Source organism: Methanobrevibacter sp. (assembly GCF_017447225.1).
Taxonomy (GTDB): domain Archaea; phylum Methanobacteriota; class Methanobacteria; order Methanobacteriales; family Methanobacteriaceae; genus Methanocatella.
On sequence record NZ_JAFSNZ010000093.1, the window covers coordinates 1 to 16,495 of the forward strand.

The window sequence follows — 16,495 nt, forward strand, 5'->3', positions numbered from 1 at the left end:
CACTTTTTATTTTTGCTTTTTCACTCCTAATTTTACTAAGAGGAATGTCTTTATTGATTAAAATATTTCGTCCCATACTATTATATTATACACAAATACTATAAATATTTAATGTCTAGAACTATAATTGCGGGATTATACTTTTTCCCAATATTATTCATGTATTTCAGCTCAGGATATGTTTTAAAGATTCCTACGCTGATTGTCATTTCAACAGTCGTTATTGTTGCGGTTATCATATTTTTCATTGGTGTTCTTTTGCATGTGCTTCAAAAGCAGCATGATGAAAGGTTCCACCATCATTTACTGTTATTGAGTTTAAATAAAGACGATGATGAATAATTTGGGGGAGAATTTGTATGGCTGGCGAAGAATATTACATTGAGGATAATGATTTGGTAGATTTGCTGAAAGACGTTTTGGGCGATAAAATCACCGATGATGATATTGAAAGGATTTTAAAGGCAAGTGAAGATGGTGAAATTACTGAAGAGGATTTTGATAATATTGTTGATGAAATACTTTCCAAATCCAAAACAGATGATTTTTTTAAAACTCCGGAACCCCTAGTTCCTCCAAAATCATCAGATAAAAAGGAATTTGTCTATCTGTCAACATCTCCGGATACCTGTCCTGTTTGCGGAAGTGCCCTTTTGGATGATTTTTACTGTGCAAACTGCAACTTAAAATTTTCATTTGTCTCTAAAGAGGGGAAAAATTCCCAATAAAAATAAAGTTTATATATAATGAAAAAGTAATATTTTATTATCATTATTCATTAAGGCTCTTTTTTGCTCTCATAATGTAAATTGTTATTTTCTTGTCCGACAGTTTACTGAAAAGAGACTTATTGACAGCGATTATTATTTAATTTATTATATTTATTAGGTGAAATAATGGCAATTTCTCAAGGAAAATCAACTAGAAGTCCATCCGGTGCAAGAAATGTTGCAAACCGTGGAAAAAGGAAATCAGAATTAGGTAGAGATCCAGCTGAAACTAGAGTAGACGACAAAAACTTAAGAAAAATCCGTACTCGTGGCGGAAACGAAAAACTCAGATTAGCAGCTGCTAACAAAATCAATTTAACCGATGTAAAATCCGGTAAAACCCAACTTACCGATATTTTAGGAGTAATCGAAAACAACGCAAACCCTAACTACGTAAGAAGGAACATCATTACCAAAGGTGCTGTTGTAGAAACTCCTGAAGGTAATGCAAAAGTAACATCCAGACCTGGTCAGGATGGTGTTGTTAACGGAATTTTAATCTAAAGATATTAACTTATCTTTAATTTCTCTTTTTTTTCAATTTTTTTTAACTAAATTTAATATACTTGTTTTTACATATATTTCTAATAAGGCGATATAATGTCAGATGATAAAATTAATATGAATCATGGTGCTGGTGGAGAAGTAATGGCTAATTTAATCGCTTCCACAGTCTTGGATAACATTACAAAAAAGAGTGTGAACGGCGGTATCAGTTTGGATGCTTTAGATGATGGTGCATCAATACCTCTTGGCGATTATGAAATTGTTATGACTACAGACGGCCATACAATTGACCCATTGTTTTTCCCTGGCGGAGATATTGGTAGAATTTCAGCTGCAGGAACAATTAACGACGTTTCTGTAATGGGTGCAAAGCCATTGGCAATTTCCAATGCAATTATCATGCAGGAAGGTTTCCCGATTGACGATTTGGATAAAATCATGAAATCATTAAATGAAACCTGTGAAGAAGTTGACGTGGCAGTAATTACTGGTGATACGAAAGTCATGCCGCAGGATAAGCTTGATGGAATCGTTATGGTGACAACAGGTATAGGAATTGCCAAAAAAGGTGAAGTCGTCCGTGACAGCGGACTTGAAGTCGGAGACAAAATCATTGTCACAGGAAGTTTGGGAGATCACGGTATGAGCCTTATGTCTTTCAGGGAAGGATTCGGCTTTGACACAGACCTCAAATCAGATGTGGCTCCAATGTGGAACATTGTCAAAAAAGCATTGGATGTCGGTGGAGTAACAGCAATGAAAGACCCTACCCGAGGCGGTTTTGCTAATGCAATCAACGAAATGGCTTCCAAATCAGGAAACGGTATTGTTTTAGAACAGGACGCAATTCCAATCAGGGAAGAGGTTCATGCAGTATCCGAAATGTTAGGTATCGATCCGTTTGAAGTGGCCAATGAAGGTAAAGTTGTAATGGGCGTCAAACCGGATAAGGCGGAAGAAGTTCTTGAAGCTATAAAAAGCGAAAAACATGGTGAAAATGCAGCTATCATCGGTGAAGTCGTTGAAGGTGAATACGTAATTGTCAACACACCAATCGGTGGAGAACGTATTTTAGAAGCACCAATAGCTGATCCGGTTCCAAGAGTTTGTTGAGGTGTTTTTCATGGCAAGTCTATTTACAAGAAGATTTCTCGCATATGTGATTGACTTTTTTGTAGTTTCAGCTTTCATGTGGATTGTCTCATACTTGCTTTCAATATTCGTCAATCCATATAGTTCATATACCGTTTACATGTATTTCCCGTATGTCACTCCTGTTTTAACACTGATTTATTTCATTGTGCTTGAAAAGATTAAAGGAGCTACTGTCGGTAAGGCATTAATGTATTTGAGAGTTATTTCAAGAAACGGATATCCTATTTCATGGATTCAGGCCATTATCAGAAACTTAACTAAAATATACTGGTTCCCTGTAATCTTTGACTGGGCTATCGGCAAAATCATCAGACGTGATGAAAGGATTTTAGGCGTAATTACAAAAACAATTGTCGTAAACGAAATTGAATAAATAAACCGTTGATTCATATGATTAAAAGAGTGCAGGTTCTATGGTATTTAAACAAGGATGACTTGGAGAATTACTGTCTTGACTTCAAGCCATACCAGTCCCATAAGCTTGATGGGTATGAGATATACGATGTTGATGAGGATTTGATTTATGATTTGTGCGACAGGGATCCCGACAGACTGGAGCCTATAGGTTACTTTAAAAACCAAAAAGAGGTTGAAAACTACATCAGGGATTATATCACAAACAATGAATTCGAACTCGAAATCGGCTCACCGGAACTTGACTCTAAAATATCTGATGCAATAAAAACAATCGAATTTTCAGATGAAGGTTATTACATTTCAGTAGGTGATGGAGAAGTCGGCGACGGTCAGAACAGAATCACTCACTGGTATGATACTCTTAAAAAGGAATATAACAGTTCTTCAAAGGATAATGTGTGGGTACTGATGGTCACCGGCTATGACCCATATGAACTGTCACTGACCGGTAAGACACTGGCACATATCTTATCCGACATTTTAAACATTAATGAGTCTTCACTTGATTCTATGATTCCAAATAAGGGAAGGATAACAGTTGAAGAATGGAATGAAATCCTGGATAAAATGTATAAGAAAAATAAATTGTATCTGGGATTAAATAGGGTCATCTGAATCTTCAAATAATTGATCTAGACTATACAATAATAACGGATTAACTTCTGCAAGTTTTTCAATGCATTTATCTATTTCTTTATCTAAGCCTAAGGCAGAGCAGGCTACTGCTTTGAATAATAATGCTTTTTCATATTCATCATCAATGGATAGGCATTTATCGTAGTAAATTAATGCCTCTTCAGGTTTTGATGTTTGAAGCAGATAATTTCCCTTTTCACATAATACTTCAAGATTTTCATTATCAATCTTTTCTGCAGTATCCAGCATCTTTTCTGCATTTTCATAATCTTTCAATTCGATATAAACATTTGATTTATAAATATAATAATCAACATCTTCATCGTCCAGTTCAATGGCTTTATCATAACATTTCAATGCTTTTTTATACTTTTTTTGCATTACATAGATATTTCCTTTATTTGCCCAATAAGTATCATTATCAGGTGCCTGTTTAATTGCCTTATCAATTGTTTTCAATGCTTGTTTATATTTTTTAAGTTCAGCTAAAGCATAGGCTTTGTATTCTAGTACATCAGGGTCCTGATGAATTTTCAATGACAAATCAAAATATTTGATGGCCTCTTCATATTCTTCATCGTAAAAATGGATTTCACCTATTTCAAATAAATCCTCAGGATTATTTTCATCAAATTCCTCATCATCATCTTCCAATAACTCTGCCAAATCAATATCGTCATCTAAATTAGATAAAAACTCCTGAAATATTTCGGATGAGTTATCTTCAATTCCACTAGCATTTAAAATAAATGATTTGTAAAACATTGCTCTTTCATATTCAGGATTGTCCTTTTCAATTGCATCAAGCATGGCTATTGCATTATCCATTTCTCCTTTTTCAAATTGAGCATAAACTTCATCGAAATACGAATCCATCGGATTGACAATGAAATCTTCAGGTATTATCATTCCACTTTTCTCATCAATATAAAAAGAAGGCTGGCTTTCAAGAATATGGCTTAAGGAGAACTCGCTGTCAAAATGGCCCATATTGAACATGTCCCTTATGTCTCTTGCTTTATTGGATACTGTGGATTTTTTTGTATTGAAATAATCACAGATATCATCCGGTGTTGCATATGGTTCATTTGACTTGTCAAAAAGGAAATTGATCTGTCCCAGAGCATAAATTACGGCGCTTGCCCAAATTTCAACTTTTCCTCTTTTAAAGGGAACTTCGCGTTTTCTTCCCATTTTCTCAACTAACTTGATGCTCAGCTGTTTATATTCATCATCGAGCTTCTCATCACAGAATGATGATACTAACTCAATTATTTCTTCTTGTTTTATCTGTGTTTTTTCGTCTTTCATATTATCAACTTAAATTTTACATTCTTCACAATAGCTTTGATATCTGCAGGATCTGCATTTGTTGGGATTTTTAGTCGCCATGAATGGTTTTTGACCTTTAAACAATGCATGCATTCTGTTTATTGTAAATCTGATTTGTTTTTCTGCGTTATCATCGAACACTTCGCTCCAGAAGATATTATCGGTTCCTCTCTGGCGAAGCCCGCCTTTTATCACACGCTTTTCATGGGTCATGTTTTTAAATGCAAGGCAATATGCTCTCACCTGGTTTATGGTTGAGGGAAATGCCTTGCTTCCGGGCTTGTCATCAATTATCACTATTTCTTCCGGTGTCATCCAGATTTCGTCAATGAAACCTCTTATTCCGTCATCCGGGGATATGACGAAGCATTCTCTTGTGACTGTCGGCTCACTTTTTGACATTTCAACCACTTCATCAAATGTTGCTGGAGTTGCATCTTCTATAAACTTTTCTTCAAGTGTGTTGTGAACCTCTGTTCCCTTGAGCATGGCACTTGTAGGTGATGTTTTTATGCCTTTCATGTACTGGAGATATATCTGGTATTCACAATAACCTTGCTGATTTAACCAGCTAATGGGGAAATTGTTTTTACCTTCAATTATTTGAATACCTTCAATTGTAGGATGATTTTCCTTTGAGTACTTTTCATTTATAATGACTTTATTTTCCATTGTGATTTTCCTATTTTCTGTTAGGTCTTTTCAAGATCAATCCGGTCAGCTTTGTAATTTCATTTAAAGGGTAGTTGTCCTTATACATGGTTCTTGCAACTCTTTCAAGTCCCTGTTTTCTTCCATCCTCAAGTCCTCTTTGATATGAGCCCTGTCCGGCATCTTCAAGGCCTTTTTCATAGCCTGCTTCACGGCCAATCTCGATTCCTTCGGCTTTTCCCTTTTCAAAACCCTGCTTGAAGCCGATTTCTATTCCCTGCTGGCGTCCCTGTTCAAGTCCGATGTCAATACCACGTTCATTTATTGTTTCACCGTTTTCACGTGAGTATAATATCTCATCGACATCTTCCGTAACCTGTTCAGCCATTTCCTCGGCCATTTTGATTTTAACCTGCTCTTCAACTTTTTGGCGAATGATATCTTTAACTTCGTCGGTCTGCATTCTTCTTTCGACTTCACTGTTGATGTATTCATCATTCATTCCGGATTCGATTCTTCTGTCGATTTCAGCAGAAATCTTGGCTTCCAGCTTTTCTTTTATTAACTGCTCTGTATTGATTTCATTAACTACATTTTCAAGTGATGACTTATCCATAAAAATATCCCCATTTCTAGTAATATAATATTAGTCTTTTAAAATATTTAAAATTATAAATAATAATTTTTTCAAATATTAAACTGATGAATTTTGATGATTTAAAAATTGATGACAGCATTAAAAGTGCCGTTTGCAAGTTGGGTTTCGATGAGTTAACTCCCATTCAAAAAAAGGCAATTCCCGAAGCTTTAAATGGAGGCGATATTATAGGTCAGGCCCAAACAGGCTCAGGAAAGACTTTGGCTTTTGCAATACCTGTGCTGAATAAGATTTTTGTTCCCGACAAGTCCCCTCAGGCCATTATATTATGTCCTACAAGGGAACTATGCACTCAGGTGGCTGATGAAATCAAAAAGCTCTCAAGGGATATGGATAAGGTAAAGATACTGGCAGTTTACGGAGGTCAGGCAATCGGGCGCCAAATCAGAGTATTGAATAAGGGTGTTCATATAGTTGTCGGAACCCCTGGAAGAGTAATCGACCATATTGACAGGGGAACTCTGGACTTAATCGGTGTTGAAACAGTGGTTTTAGATGAGGCTGACGAAATGCTTGATATGGGTTTCAGGGAAGATATTGAACTTATCTTAAGACACACTCCAAAACAAAGACAAACATTGCTCTTTTCAGCCACAATGCCTGATGAAATCAAGAAAATCACTAAGCTATACCAAAACAATCCGAAATTCATCAAGATTTCCGATACCAAAAAAACCATTCCAAAAATAAAGCAGTTCTATTTCAAAAGCGATGACAGGGACAAGATTGATGATTTATGCAAGCTGATTGAATATTATGACTTTAACCTGTGGCTGATTTTCTGCAATACCCGACGCAGAGTAGATTTTGTCTACAGAAGTCTCAAACGCAACGGCTATAAGGTGGACAGCATTCACGGTGACATGACCCAGAAGGTCAGGGATAAGGTAATGAACAAGTTTAGAAACGGCAATATTTCCATTCTGGTTGCAAGCGACATAGCAGCCCGTGGAATCGATGTAAGTGAAGTTGAAGTGGTCGTTAACTATGACATTCCCCAAAATCCTGAAGACTATATTCACAGAATCGGACGTACAGCACGTGCGGGCGAGTCAGGTTATGCATTCAATATGGTTGCCGGCTATGAGGCACATGACATGGTCACAATCAGAAAGAAATATAATCTCAACATTAAAAACAAAAAAGTCCCGACATATTCTGAAATTGAAAGGATAAAAAATAAGAAAGTATTGGATGAAGTTAAAGATTTAATAGAAAATAATGATTTGGATGATTATGTAAAGGTAATCACTTCATCAAAAATGGATTCCATTGAAATTGCAGCTGCATTATTAAAAATGATGAGAGAAAAATGATTATTTTCTTCCATCTATAATGTTGTATTTGATTTTTTCCGCTTCAAGCTCACGTACAAATGATTTAGTCATGTCGCCCACACATAATGCTAAAACATTTAAACCTTTTCGTGCAGCATTTGCTGTTGCCTGAGGAGCAGCATATTCTATGTCTATATTCAAATCTAATTTGTCTGCTATAACACGGGAAATGGTACCTGCAACTGCAACTTTATCTATTTTTGCACCGCTTTTAGTACCGTTTTCATAGACGTCCTTAATAAGGTTCATATCAGCAGCATTGGACCCGCCTTCTTTGATTGTTGGCAGGTTAATGACTGTAGCTTCACCGACTGTCATGTCAATCAGACCGGTCAGATTAGTCAATGCAACATCAAATCCGACTCCAGCATCTTCCAAAACAACACCGGTAGCATTTTCCTCTCCATGGTGAGCATATAAAATACCGTCTTCCATGTAGAGGCCCACAATATCATCTTTTTTCAAATCATCAGCAGCGATAGCCGGCCAGATGGTTTTGTAATGATTCATGGTTTCCAAAACGGAATCTGAGTATTTTCTTAAACTGATTGCATCTCTTTTTACTTTGTCGATACCCTTTTGAGTTATTTTATAAGGGGATCTTCCGTCTTTTGAAGTGATGTATCCTAACTCAATCAATGTTTTGATGTTTTCTGAAACAGCCTGAATAGTGATTCCTAAAGTCTGAGCCAAATCTTTCTGTTTGAGATGTGGATCCTGTTTAGAGATTTCACTTAAAATCTGAAAATGAGTTAAGGCACCTCTTTTTTTAAAAGCTTTCATATAAATTCATTCCTCCTATGTCAATGTTCAATAATATATATTTATTAATATAAATTTATTATGATATTTTTGTAAACAAAACTTGATTAAATTTTTCCAGAAATTCGGATTTTTTGGAAAGCGGTATGTATGCTCCGCATGCCATGGCATGTCCTCCGCCGCTTCCGCCGACATCCTGGGCAACCTGGCGGATAATATTTCCAAAATGAATTCCGTCGTATGATAAAAATCTTGAGCATCTTAAAGACACCTTTATGCCGTCGCTGTCTTCAATCTGAGTAAATCCGATAATAGGCTTTTGCCAGTTGCAGTATCCCAAAATCATTCCTGTAATTGTTCCGACAATTTCAGGTTTGATGCCTGTTCCGTCGAAATACTGTAGGTTTTCAAGTTCAACGATTTCACCGTTGGCTACTTTTTCCATGGATGTTGCAAGATTGTATCTGTGCTTTCTGCTTATCTCTTCAAGTTCAACCAAAGCCCAGTCACGGTTTCCTTTAAGAACTTCCATGGCTATCTTTTCCTCATGGTTTCTTCCGCACGCATTCATTGCTGTTGAAAACTCTGATCCGTCCCTTAAAAAGCTTGCAGGATCTTCCAGAAGAAAAGTGTATGAGTCTCCAATAAGTATTTTGGAGATATGTTCATAGTATTTTGGCGGAACTTCGTTTATAATCATGCGGTTAAGCGCATTGTAAAGCTTTCCCTTTTCGCTGTCGGTCAAATCGGACAGTGTCTTTCTTTTGATTCTTCTTTGGGTCTGGAAAAGTATCATGAACTCGTCTTTGCTGAGATATGGTGGCAGTGTCTGGGCAGATTTAATGGAGTCAAGTTCCTTGTTTAAAATTGCCCTGTCCTGTCTTGTCAGGGTATAATCGCTTCCTTCTTCACATAATATGCCGATTTTTTCAAGGACATCCTTTTCTTCGGGGGTGACTCTTTTTATGGTGGAGTCGATTCCAAGCTCATCGAGAAGCGCTTTGGACTCGTTCTGGTTGTTTGTTATCGGCAGCTTTACGTCACTGAAATAGGACAGTGCAATAAAGAGTTCCCTGGTATTTCTTCCATAAATGTTGAGGTCATTTCTTTTAAGCTCCAGATATCCTTCGTTTTCAGCGTCGGCTTCGATGATTTCATTCAGACCTTCAAAGTGTCCGCTTCGAGTATTCTGCATATCCCCAATTGCTGATAAAACACCAATCCAGCTTAAATCAGTGTATCCAAATTCCTTTGCTAGAAAATAACACAATCCTCCACCACAGACATAATATGATCCGTCAATTCCGTGATGGAGAGGATTGATTTCAAGATAGGTAAATTCCTTATTATCTTTATAGTCAATATCTCTTAAAGGAGGATGATGGTCCAGGATTAAAATATTGTTGTCTTCTGTGGCCTTGGTGTCTATATGCTGGCCTGAGCCCAAATCAGAAAAGATTGTAAGCTCGTGATTCAACTCAATGTTGTCTAAAACGTCCAGGTTTACGAAATCAATTTCATGAGGCTTTCCCAGCCTGTCAAGAATAGTTGAAAGAATGGCTCCTGAACAGATTCCGTCACAGTCAATATGTGAATAGACCTTGATGTCGGATGACTTTTCAATAAGTTCCTTTGCCTGCCGGTATTGCTCAGCCATTAATTCAGGAATTTCCATTTCAATCATTTCCTGATTTCCTTGATTTTTAAGCTGACCTCTTTGATGAGTTCCAGTTTGGTGTTTTCATACTCGACTAAAACACGTCCTGATTTATCATACCATTTTCCGGGATATGACCTTTCCTTTTGAACTGAATAGGCAAAGCCTAATCTTTTTAGGGCTCTTTCGATTTCAGCTAATGTAGGGTTTGAAACGGCATATTCTTTGGATATTTTTCTTCCTTCGCTTAATGTCAGTTCCTTATCTATGTATTGTGGCCAGATTGTAATCATTATCTAATCTCCTTTTCAAATATTTCTAAAGCATCTTTAACGACCAGGTCCATATTATAATATTTGTATTTGGCTAAACGGCCTGCAAAGATGACGTTTTCCTCTTTTTCCATTTCAGCTTCATAAAGTTTGAATTTATCCAGGTATTCCTGTGTAGGGTATGGATAGCATTTCTCTCCATTAAAACCCGGATATTCACGCATTATTGCAGTCTTGTCTTTGATATCCTGTCCGGTTAACTTTTTAAACTCAGTAATACGTGTGAAATAAGGGTCATTCGGATAGTTGACTACAGCCACGTCCTGATAGGAATCCTCATCCAGTATCTCATAGACAAAATTCAGGCATCTGTAGAGCAGCTCTCCGTATTTGTAATCATAAAAATAATCAATAGGGCCTGTATAGATCAGTTTTTTTGTGTAGTTGATTTTATTGATGTATTGCTTGTAGTCTGCCTTAAGGCCGACGTGGATATTGTCTGATTCAATCATGCGTTCACACATTTTGGTGAATCCTTCTTTAGGCATTCCCTGATATGCATCCTCAAAGTACCTGTCGTCGTGATTGAATCTGAACGGAATCCTTGATATTACAGAAGGGCTCAGATTGGCGGCGGAAGTTCCCCACTGCTTTTCAGTGTAGTTTTTGAAAAGCTTGTTGTAGATGTCCCTTCCGGCATTTGCCAAAACAACATCCTCTGATGATTTTATTTCTTTAATGTCTTCCTTATGCTCGTCAATCCAGTCATGCATTGAATCCTCATCCAAATCAAGGTCATACAGCTTGTTTAATGTGTCAATGCATATCGGCATAGGGACCAGTTTTCCGTCGACAAAGCTCAATACCCTGTGCTCGTAGTCAATCCATTCTGTGAACTGTGATAAATAGTCATAAACCTTCTTTTCCTTAGTATGGAAAATGTGCGGTCCGTATTTTTGGATTAACATACCATCATCATAAAAATCATAAACGTTTCCGCAGATATGGTCTCTTTTCTCGATAATAAGCACTTTTTCATCTAATTCATTTGCAATTCTTTCAGCTATTGTAAGTCCGGACAGTCCGGCTCCAACGATTACATAATCAAATTCCATCATATCACGCTTTTGAAGTATAAATTGAAGATTCTATTGCTGTTGTCATTGAAGATAAAAGCATTTTTGTTTTCATGTCACTTTTATGGATTTTTTTAAGTCTGTTCACCTTTTTAAGCAGTAATCTGTTTTCTTCTTTGGTGAACGGGGATCCTTTCCATGTGTTCATCCAGTGAAGCAGGTGGGGATTGACTGAAATTGTCTGAACCTCTTTGGAAAATCCTTCTGTAAGCTTTCTGCAGTAGATATAGGATTCCATAAGCTCATCTAGAAGTCTCACGTTAACTGTATTGGTGATTGACTTGTCATCAGGCAAATCCCTTATATAATAGTCATAGCACATGAAATTATTTAAATAAACTATTCCTTTGGCTTTAAGCAGAGTTTCTAAGGTAAATGCCATGTCGTCTCCTGAAACGTATGGCTGGAAGCGGATGTCATTGTCCATAATAAGTTCCCTTCTATAGATTTTACTCCATACTGACGGAGCCATCTTCAACAGGTCAGGTTCCTGTTCGATGTTGTCAATGATGATTCTGTCAATCGGTCCGTCCCTTTTGTAGGTCACTTCATGGTCTTTTCCGTAAACGATCTTTTCAATCACATTGTCCCATACGAAATCGGACACGTTCAGGAAATTGGCGGTTTCAAAGGTCTCATCAGGATAGGCATGCTCTAAATCATCCTCATAAGGTGAATAGGACTTCTGAACATATCCTCCATATTCAAATATTCTCCTGAACCTTGCAAACGCCATGTCAGCATTGTTTTCAGTCACTGCCTTGTATAGGGTTTCACAGCAGTCGGGAGTGTACCTGTCATCAGGATCTAAAAACATGATGTAATCGCCGGTGCATACGTCAATTCCGGTGTTACGTGGAGTATAGGCTGCTCCAGAATTCTGTTCATGGTGGATTGCTATGCAGCAGTCATATTTTTCAGCATACTCATCAATAATTTCACCGGAACCGTCAGTTGAGCAGTCATTAACCATTATAATCTCTAAATTTTCATTTCCTATAGTCTGATTGATTAAAGAGTCGATTCCTCCTCTAAGGTGGTCACCTACATTGAAAATAGGTAGGATAATACTAATCTTGTCTTCCATTAGAATCTCTCCATACTTTGAATAATAATTCCATCATATCAGGAACAGTGTAAGTGTCAGGGTAAATATGTTCAACATTGTATTCATCCAAAACCTTTGCGGTAATTGGACCTATTGAAACGGTTAACAGATTATTTGAAAGTAGTTCTGCCAGTTTTTCATTGTCTTTAGAAATCTTGAAGAAATTATGCACTGTTAACGGACTTGTAAATGTGATAGCGTCAATTTCAGAATTTTCAATTTTTCTGATTAATTCCTCAACGCTTTTCTCATCCATCGGAAACAGTGATTTGTACGCTTCAGCTAGAATGACCTTGTTGTCAAGTTTTTCCAGTCCTTTGGGAAGAGTGTCTCTTGCAGAAGCTGTTCTTGGAATTCCAATGGTCTGGTTTTTGATGTCTAGTTTTGTGAATTCCTCAACCAGGCCTTCGGCCGTAAAGTCATCAGGCATCAAGTCAACGTTAACGCCCTGCTTTTTGAGAAGTGATCCGGTTTTGTTTCCGATAACTGCAACATTACAGTTTAAATTCTCTAAAAAATCAGGATAGAATAAGTTTAAAGAGTCGATTGTTGTTGGGGATGTAAAAACAATCCAGTCAAGAGAATCGACATTTTCAACCAGGTTTTTTAGAGAGTCAGTATTCACAGGTTTCAGGTCCAGCGTCGGTGCAAGCACTGCGCTTCCACCTAATTTCTCTACAATTTCACAAGCTTTTTTAGCTCTGTCAGCCGGTCTTGTAATTGCAACAATAGGTTTTTTCATTATATTTACCTTCAATAACTTATAATGTTATATATTTTGATTTTATATGTTTATATTATTTGTGAAAATTCTTCTGTTATTTTTTTGTAGCAATATTTAAGTATGATGTGTCAGTCAGGACAATATTTATCAGTGGGCTCAACAAGCTTTAAATAGTGGTTGGTTAATATGATGTATTGGAGGTAAGCTCTTTTGAGTTATCTCTTATGAAGGGAAAAACAATTAATGTCTGGGAGAATATTGCAGGTCTTTTTCCTGCAATAAGGCATTAATTGAACTATTTTTGCGCAATTTTGTCATTAAATAATTTTTTTCAATAATTTATATTGTTGCGATTGTAAACAATTATATAGTATTTCCAACAGATAACTAATCAGGTGATATTAATGTCAAAAGTATTAGTTACATATTTCTCAGCAAGCGGCGTTACAAAAAGCATCGCCCAAAAGATAGCCGACGATAACGGCTATGACATATTTGAAATTGTTCCTCAAGAAATCTACACTCCTGAAGATTTGGACTGGACAAACAAAGACTCAAGATCAACCATCGAAATGAACGACAGGACATTCAGACCTCCAATAGTTGAAAGCACTGATGTCAGCGAGTATGATACTGTCGTTATAGGATTTCCTGTATGGTGGTATACCGCACCTACAATAATCAACACATTCATTGAAAGCGTTGACTTAAGCGGAAAGACAATTAAAGCATTCTGCACTTCAGGAGGTTCCGGAATCGATAAATGTGTTGATGATTTGGCAAGTGCCTATCCTGAGCTTGACTTTGCCAAAGGATTAAGGTTAACCGGTCGTGAAAGCGCAGATAAAATCAAAGAGTGGATAAGTGAGTAGTATGGCAAAAAGAGTGGTAGTAATAAGTTCTTCACCTAGAAAAGGTGGAAACTCAGACACATTATGTGATGAATTTGTAAAAGGGGCTATTGATGGTGGAAATGAAGCTAAAAAATATTTCCTTGAAGATATCGAATTCGGATCCTGCAAGGCATGTTATGCATGCAAAACTCCTGAAAGGGAATGTTTCCAGGAAGATAAGATTTCAATAATCCTTGATGATATGCTTGAAGCTGACGTAATCGTATATGCAACACCAATATACTATTATGAAATGTGCGGAACCCTTAAAAGATTCTTTGACAGGTGTTACCCGATTTTTAATCACTTGGAAAACAAGGACTACTACATCATTACAGCAGTCGGTGCATCAAACGGCGATGCCTTGACTGGTATCAGAAGTTTCATCGGTTTTTCTAAAAACCCTACAGAAAAAGCGGTTTTCACTGCTGTCGGTGATGTTCAAAATCAAAAGGATTTACTTAAAGAAGTATATGATGCAGGTAAAAACTGCTAATACTTTTTTACATATTTTAAAATTATTTTTCGATTAATATTTTTAATAGTTTGCTAATTCTTTTCATTTTAATTAATCATATTTTCATTTATTCGGCTAAACTATATAAACTGTCATATCTAATTTTTTATTTTTTTATTTTTTAATGATATGTTCAACATGTTCAATTTTTAATTGCAAATGTCGTATATTTCATTGCAAACTTTATATTATAATTGTGTGTTATATTTTTGATAGTTTTATAATTTATTTTGTTTTATTTCATATTATTTTTAATTATTTTGGTGAAGTATATAAATGAATTTTTTTTATTTTGGCTTATACACCATTTATTAATATTTTTATCATATTATCAATTTTTTATTAATTAAGTGGATAGAAAAATCTATCCACTATATTCCACACCATTAACAAGAAGTTTATGGCCGTTTAAATTGATTGTACCTGAATTTTCAAGGCTTGTTATATTACTGTCATCTGTCAGTGTCCAGGTGGATCCGCTGTCAATGACAACATTTGTGGTTCCTGTTGAGTTAATCGCACCTTCAAATTCAGTGTTCTGCAAATTAAAGTTCAGGGAACTTATTGAATCAACAATAATGTCTCCTGTTAATTTCTCCGTAATTGCAGTCAAGTTGACGTCTCCACCATTTGAGCCTTCACTTCCCCACTGGTTCTGTCCGGAAATGTCAAAGAGTATTCCGCTTCCGAAATTGAACGTTGAGGATTCTAAAACGATGTTTGCTTTTGTGTTTGTAACATGAAACATCGGTGCTGTGCTGTAGTAATCGGATGATGAATCGATTGAAAGTGTAGTGGCTTTACAGTCAAATACTGAAGTTCCAACATCAGCGTCACCGCTCATGCTCTGATAAATAAACACTCCACCTAAATCAACATAATCATCACCATCTTTACGGTTACCTTCACCAAAACAGTTCAATGCACAGTTTTCCAAAGTGATTGAGTTTTTACCTTCGATACATGCGATTTGGGAAACGTATGCAGTACCGGTTGACTCTCCAACAGTGATGTTTCCTGTTGAATAAATTAACGGGGAGCCTCTTCCTGAATCCTTGCTGACGCCTGTGTTTAGAATGGAATTTTTAACTGTGATGTTTCCTTCTCCACGGTCTGTTGCAACAGCAGCGCAGCTTCCTCCGTCAGTGTTTATTTCCACATTGACAGCTTCAATAACTCCGCCGAAAGTTGCATCCAATCCACGGGACTTGTCCTGATGGGTTGTTATTTTAACATTGCTTACAGTTGCTTTTGTAATATCAGTTCCCTGTGCATCTTTATTCAATGCTTCAGGAGGTTTTTCAGGAGCATCTCCTCCGCCTTCACCTGGTGATCCGCCCTGGCTCTGGCCTGAATCGGTGTTTGTTACAAAGATACCGTTGGATCCTTTGGAGTCAGTGTTTATTTCACAGTTTTCAATGGTCAGCTGTGATGAGTCCTTAACCAGAACTGCTGAATTAACACCGTAAAAGTCAGCGTCATCACCGGAAGTTGCGGTGTCTCCTGTTTTATTGATAACTGAATTGGCCAGTTTCAATATTCCGGAATTGTTTACAAAAATAGTGTTCATATCACTTTTATCGGTTGAGAAAAATCCGTTGCTTTCATCCTTAGTTTCACTTTCTATGCTTAAGCTTCCTTTTTCTGTCAGGGCATTTGCATCAACAGCAACACCAGTTCCGCTAATGGTGGACACGCTATTACCTGAGAATGCAAAAAAGCCTACTATTGCTAAAAGGATAACAGCTATTATTGCGATTATTAAATATTTTTTGTTCATGGTGAATTCTATATTGTTTGAATTTTAAATATTTTTCACTGAAATGTCTAATGGTGAATTAAAAGAATGTAAACTTAAGGGATAAGTACCTATTGGGTCATGTGTTTTGGGTTATTGGTTCATTTTTTTGACCTATTGGGTCATGTGTTTTGGGTTATTGGTTCATTTTTTTGACCTATTGGG

The 16,495-nt window shown here is 36.7% G+C and carries 19 protein-coding genes; 9 read left to right on the forward strand and 10 right to left on the reverse strand.

Going from position 1 to position 16,495, the window contains the following annotated elements; translation table 11 throughout:
- Positions 1–111 precede the first annotated feature (111 nt).
- From IJQ68_RS08935 to IJQ68_RS08960, 6 genes are all read left to right on the forward strand, one after another.
- Positions 112–342, forward strand: coding sequence for a hypothetical protein (locus IJQ68_RS08935; protein WP_292799411.1), 231 nt, complete (start codon positions 112–114; stop codon positions 340–342).
- A 17-nt stretch (positions 343–359) separates the two neighbouring features.
- The gene (locus IJQ68_RS08940; RefSeq protein WP_292799414.1) at positions 360–728 is read left to right on the forward strand and encodes a hypothetical protein; all 369 of its coding nucleotides are present in this window, start codon (positions 360–362) and stop codon (positions 726–728) included.
- Between the two features lie 168 nt (positions 729–896).
- On the forward strand, positions 897–1,274 hold the full coding sequence (locus tag IJQ68_RS08945; protein ID WP_292799417.1) for a 30S ribosomal protein S8e: 378 nt from the start codon (positions 897–899) through the stop codon (positions 1,272–1,274).
- A gap of 96 nt (positions 1,275–1,370) precedes the next feature.
- Positions 1,371–2,390, forward strand: coding sequence for a hydrogenase expression/formation protein HypE (gene hypE, locus IJQ68_RS08950; protein ID WP_292799420.1), 1,020 nt, complete (start codon positions 1,371–1,373; stop codon positions 2,388–2,390).
- 10 nt (positions 2,391–2,400) lie between these two features.
- Complete coding sequence (locus tag IJQ68_RS08955; protein WP_292799423.1) at positions 2,401–2,805, forward strand: RDD family protein; 405 nt, start codon at positions 2,401–2,403, stop codon at positions 2,803–2,805.
- A 17-nt stretch (positions 2,806–2,822) separates the two neighbouring features.
- The gene (locus tag IJQ68_RS08960; protein WP_292799425.1) at positions 2,823–3,464 is read left to right on the forward strand and encodes a hypothetical protein; all 642 of its coding nucleotides are present in this window, start codon (positions 2,823–2,825) and stop codon (positions 3,462–3,464) included.
- Here the strand turns inward: IJQ68_RS08960 and IJQ68_RS08965 are convergent.
- From IJQ68_RS08965 to IJQ68_RS08975, 3 genes are read right to left on the reverse strand one after another with little or no spacing between them, the layout of a single operon-like run.
- The gene (locus IJQ68_RS08965) at positions 3,447–4,796 is read right to left on the reverse strand and encodes a DUF6398 domain-containing protein (RefSeq protein ID WP_292799428.1); all 1,350 of its coding nucleotides are present in this window, start codon (positions 4,794–4,796) and stop codon (positions 3,447–3,449) included. The genes IJQ68_RS08960 and IJQ68_RS08965 overlap by 18 nt on opposite strands.
- A gap of 9 nt (positions 4,797–4,805) precedes the next feature.
- Positions 4,806–5,489 carry a PD-(D/E)XK nuclease family protein gene (locus tag IJQ68_RS08970; RefSeq protein ID WP_292799430.1) on the reverse strand — a complete coding sequence of 228 codons (684 nt, stop codon included), beginning with the start codon at positions 5,487–5,489 and terminating at the stop codon, positions 4,806–4,808.
- Between the two features lie 10 nt (positions 5,490–5,499).
- Positions 5,500–6,084, reverse strand: coding sequence for a hypothetical protein (locus tag IJQ68_RS08975; RefSeq protein ID WP_292799433.1), 585 nt, complete (start codon positions 6,082–6,084; stop codon positions 5,500–5,502).
- 86 nt (positions 6,085–6,170) lie between these two features.
- Here IJQ68_RS08975 and IJQ68_RS08980 point away from each other — a divergent pair, with 86 nt between their 5' ends.
- Positions 6,171–7,442 (forward strand): DEAD/DEAH box helicase, encoded by a 1,272-nt coding sequence (locus IJQ68_RS08980; protein ID WP_292799436.1) that lies wholly within the window; start codon positions 6,171–6,173, stop codon positions 7,440–7,442.
- On the opposite strand, the gene IJQ68_RS08985 is transcribed toward IJQ68_RS08980, so the two are convergent.
- The 6 genes from IJQ68_RS08985 to IJQ68_RS09010 are packed head-to-tail and all read right to left on the reverse strand — an operon-like array spanning position 7,443 to position 13,140.
- Entirely contained in the window at positions 7,443–8,246 is an 804-nt protein-coding gene (locus tag IJQ68_RS08985; protein WP_292799439.1) for a winged helix-turn-helix transcriptional regulator, read from the reverse strand.
- A gap of 58 nt (positions 8,247–8,304) precedes the next feature.
- On the reverse strand, positions 8,305–9,909 hold the full coding sequence (locus IJQ68_RS08990) for a DHH family phosphoesterase (RefSeq protein WP_292799442.1): 1,605 nt from the start codon (positions 9,907–9,909) through the stop codon (positions 8,305–8,307).
- Positions 9,906–10,175 carry a signal recognition particle subunit SRP19/SEC65 family protein gene (locus tag IJQ68_RS08995; protein ID WP_292799445.1) on the reverse strand — a complete coding sequence of 90 codons (270 nt, stop codon included), beginning with the start codon at positions 10,173–10,175 and terminating at the stop codon, positions 9,906–9,908. The genes IJQ68_RS08990 and IJQ68_RS08995 overlap by 4 nt, the downstream gene beginning before the upstream one ends.
- A complete protein-coding gene (gene glf, locus IJQ68_RS09000) occupies positions 10,175–11,269 on the reverse strand; it encodes a UDP-galactopyranose mutase (protein ID WP_292799448.1) in 1,095 nt (364 codons plus the stop codon). The genes IJQ68_RS08995 and glf overlap by 1 nt, the downstream gene beginning before the upstream one ends.
- 4 nt (positions 11,270–11,273) lie before the next feature.
- Positions 11,274–12,377, reverse strand: coding sequence for a glycosyltransferase (locus IJQ68_RS09005; RefSeq protein WP_292799451.1), 1,104 nt, complete (start codon positions 12,375–12,377; stop codon positions 11,274–11,276).
- On the reverse strand, positions 12,361–13,140 hold the full coding sequence (locus tag IJQ68_RS09010; RefSeq protein WP_292799454.1) for a uroporphyrinogen-III synthase: 780 nt from the start codon (positions 13,138–13,140) through the stop codon (positions 12,361–12,363). The genes IJQ68_RS09005 and IJQ68_RS09010 overlap by 17 nt, the downstream gene beginning before the upstream one ends.
- A 386-nt stretch (positions 13,141–13,526) precedes the next feature.
- Here IJQ68_RS09010 and IJQ68_RS09015 point away from each other — a divergent pair, with 386 nt between their 5' ends.
- Both IJQ68_RS09015 and IJQ68_RS09020 read left to right on the forward strand, forming a co-directional pair.
- Positions 13,527–13,994: a flavodoxin gene (locus tag IJQ68_RS09015; protein WP_292799457.1), complete on the forward strand. Its 468-nt coding sequence runs from the start codon at positions 13,527–13,529 to the stop codon at positions 13,992–13,994.
- A 1-nt stretch (position 13,995) separates the two neighbouring features.
- Positions 13,996–14,511, forward strand: coding sequence for a flavodoxin family protein (locus IJQ68_RS09020; protein WP_292799460.1), 516 nt, complete (start codon positions 13,996–13,998; stop codon positions 14,509–14,511).
- Positions 14,512–14,896: 385 nt separating this feature from the next.
- On the opposite strand, the gene IJQ68_RS09025 is transcribed toward IJQ68_RS09020, so the two are convergent.
- On the reverse strand, positions 14,897–16,312 hold the full coding sequence (locus IJQ68_RS09025; protein ID WP_292799463.1) for a hypothetical protein: 1,416 nt from the start codon (positions 16,310–16,312) through the stop codon (positions 14,897–14,899).
- Positions 16,313–16,495 lie beyond the last annotated feature (183 nt).

What these genes read in the sequence shown, in the direction of transcription:
- IJQ68_RS08935 (WP_292799411.1), top strand. Translation starts at nt 112, where the DNA reads ATGTCTAGAACTATAATTGCGGGATTATACTTTTTCCCAATATTATTC.
- IJQ68_RS08940 (WP_292799414.1), top strand. Translation starts at nt 360, where the DNA reads ATGGCTGGCGAAGAATATTACATTGAGGATAATGATTTGGTAGATTTG.
- IJQ68_RS08945 (WP_292799417.1), top strand. Translation starts at nt 897, where the DNA reads ATGGCAATTTCTCAAGGAAAATCAACTAGAAGTCCATCCGGTGCAAGA.
- hypE (WP_292799420.1), top strand. Translation starts at nt 1,371, where the DNA reads ATGTCAGATGATAAAATTAATATGAATCATGGTGCTGGTGGAGAAGTA.
- IJQ68_RS08955 (WP_292799423.1), top strand. Translation starts at nt 2,401, where the DNA reads ATGGCAAGTCTATTTACAAGAAGATTTCTCGCATATGTGATTGACTTT.
- IJQ68_RS08960 (WP_292799425.1), top strand. Translation starts at nt 2,823, where the DNA reads ATGATTAAAAGAGTGCAGGTTCTATGGTATTTAAACAAGGATGACTTG.
- IJQ68_RS08965 (WP_292799428.1), bottom strand. Translation starts at nt 4,796, where the DNA reads ATGAAAGACGAAAAAACACAGATAAAACAAGAAGAAATAATTGAGTTA.
- IJQ68_RS08970 (WP_292799430.1), bottom strand. Translation starts at nt 5,489, where the DNA reads ATGGAAAATAAAGTCATTATAAATGAAAAGTACTCAAAGGAAAATCAT.
- IJQ68_RS08975 (WP_292799433.1), bottom strand. Translation starts at nt 6,084, where the DNA reads ATGGATAAGTCATCACTTGAAAATGTAGTTAATGAAATCAATACAGAG.
- IJQ68_RS08980 (WP_292799436.1), top strand. Translation starts at nt 6,171, where the DNA reads ATGAATTTTGATGATTTAAAAATTGATGACAGCATTAAAAGTGCCGTT.
- IJQ68_RS08985 (WP_292799439.1), bottom strand. Translation starts at nt 8,246, where the DNA reads ATGAAAGCTTTTAAAAAAAGAGGTGCCTTAACTCATTTTCAGATTTTA.
- IJQ68_RS08990 (WP_292799442.1), bottom strand. Translation starts at nt 9,909, where the DNA reads ATGATTGAAATGGAAATTCCTGAATTAATGGCTGAGCAATACCGGCAG.
- IJQ68_RS08995 (WP_292799445.1), bottom strand. Translation starts at nt 10,175, where the DNA reads ATGATTACAATCTGGCCACAATACATAGATAAGGAACTGACATTAAGC.
- glf (WP_292799448.1), bottom strand. Translation starts at nt 11,269, where the DNA reads ATGGAATTTGATTATGTAATCGTTGGAGCCGGACTGTCCGGACTTACA.
- IJQ68_RS09005 (WP_292799451.1), bottom strand. Translation starts at nt 12,377, where the DNA reads ATGGAAGACAAGATTAGTATTATCCTACCTATTTTCAATGTAGGTGAC.
- IJQ68_RS09010 (WP_292799454.1), bottom strand. Translation starts at nt 13,140, where the DNA reads ATGAAAAAACCTATTGTTGCAATTACAAGACCGGCTGACAGAGCTAAA.
- IJQ68_RS09015 (WP_292799457.1), top strand. Translation starts at nt 13,527, where the DNA reads ATGTCAAAAGTATTAGTTACATATTTCTCAGCAAGCGGCGTTACAAAA.
- IJQ68_RS09020 (WP_292799460.1), top strand. Translation starts at nt 13,996, where the DNA reads ATGGCAAAAAGAGTGGTAGTAATAAGTTCTTCACCTAGAAAAGGTGGA.
- IJQ68_RS09025 (WP_292799463.1), bottom strand. Translation starts at nt 16,312, where the DNA reads ATGAACAAAAAATATTTAATAATCGCAATAATAGCTGTTATCCTTTTA.